At 74.3% G+C, this 1349-nt stretch carries 1 protein-coding gene and 1 pseudogene; one reads left to right on the top strand and one right to left on the bottom strand.

Annotated elements, in window-relative coordinates; translation table 11 throughout:
• Positions 1-645: pseudogene (locus BHU15_RS07510) on the top strand (serine hydrolase); the annotation flags it as partial.
• On the opposite strand, the gene BHU15_RS07515 reads toward BHU15_RS07510, so the two are convergent.
• The coding region (locus BHU15_RS07515; RefSeq protein WP_171908333.1) for an XdhC family protein at positions 642-1349 on the bottom strand (708 nt) is incomplete at its 5' end. The pseudogene BHU15_RS07510 and the gene BHU15_RS07515 overlap by 4 nt on opposite strands.

Raw genomic sequence — 1349 nt, forward strand, 5'->3', positions numbered from 1 at the left:
GTATCTCTCGCCCTCCGGCGGAGTGTGCGTCACCTCCACACCCCGCCGGAGGGCGAGAGATACGCCATGGGGTGGTCGCTCGGCGAGGCGACCGGGGACGGCGCGCCGCCGCTCCAGCACACCGGCGAGCTGCTGACGCAGAACGCGATCCAGATGCTGCTGCCGGAGCAGAAGGTCGGTATCGCCGTCGTCAGCAACACCGGCATGCTCTCCGGCGACGACAGCGCGGGGATCGCGGACGGCCTGCGGGACTTGGCGGAGGGCAGGACCCCGGAGATCCGGGAGCCGTTCACGACGACCGCCGACCCGGTCCTGGCCGCGCTCACGCTGCTCGCGCTGGGGCTGGGCACGCTCGGCACCGTACGGTCCTCGCGCTGGGCGCGGCGGGCGGCCGGGCGGCCCCTGTGGCGCGCGGGGCTGCGGGCGCTGCCGTACGCGGGCCTGGTCGCGTTCTTCCCGCTGCTCCCCGAGCTGGTGGGGCTGCTGATGCGCCGCGAGGGCACGCTGGAGCAGGTGCTGTACGTGTGGCCGGCGCTGTACGTGTGGGCCGCGGGGGTGTCCCTGGCGGCGGCGGTGGTGCTTGTCGTACGGGGTGTGCGGACGGTGCTCGCGGTCCGGGCGGTCCGGGCTGCGGCGCGCGTCTAGGCGACGGAGTCGATACGGCGCGCGGGTGTCCGGTGGCCGTCGTGGTGGATCGGGGTGTGGGCGCCGGTGAGGGAGACCCCGGTGCCGCCGCGCCGGTTCGCGACGATCTCCGCCGCGATCGACAGCGCGGTCTCCTCGGGCGTACGCGCGCCGAGGTCCAGGCCGATGGGGCTGCGGAGCCGTGCCAGTTCCAGCTCGGTGACGCCGACGTCGCGCAGCCGCTCGTTGCGGTCCAGGTGGGTGCGCCGGGAGCCCATGGCGCCGACGTAGGCGACGGGCAGTCTGAGGGCGAGTTCCAGCAGGGGGACGTCGAACTTGGCGTCGTGGGTCAGGACGCAGAGCACCGTACGGCCGTCGGTCTCGGCCGACTCCAGATACCGGTGCGGCCAGTCGACGACGATCTCGTCGGCGTCCGGGAAGCGGACGCGGGTGGCGAAGACGGGGCGGGCGTCGCAGACCGTGACGTGGTAGCCGAGGAATTTCCCCACCCTGACCAGGGCGGACGCGAAGTCGATCGCCCCGAAGACGATCATGCGCGGGGCGGGCACGCTCGACTCGACGAGCAGGGTCAGCGGGCGTCCGCAGCGCGTGCCGTCCTCCCCGATCGTGACGGTGCCGGTACGGCCCGCGTCCAGCAGCGCCCGGGCCTCGCCGGCCGCCACGCGGTCCAGCTCCGGGTGGCCGCCCAGCGTTCCCTCGTACGC

Origin of the sequence: Streptomyces niveus (assembly GCF_001723055.1) — a bacterium.
In the GTDB taxonomy this organism is placed as follows: Bacteria; Actinomycetota; Actinomycetes; order Streptomycetales; family Streptomycetaceae; genus Streptomyces; species Streptomyces niveus.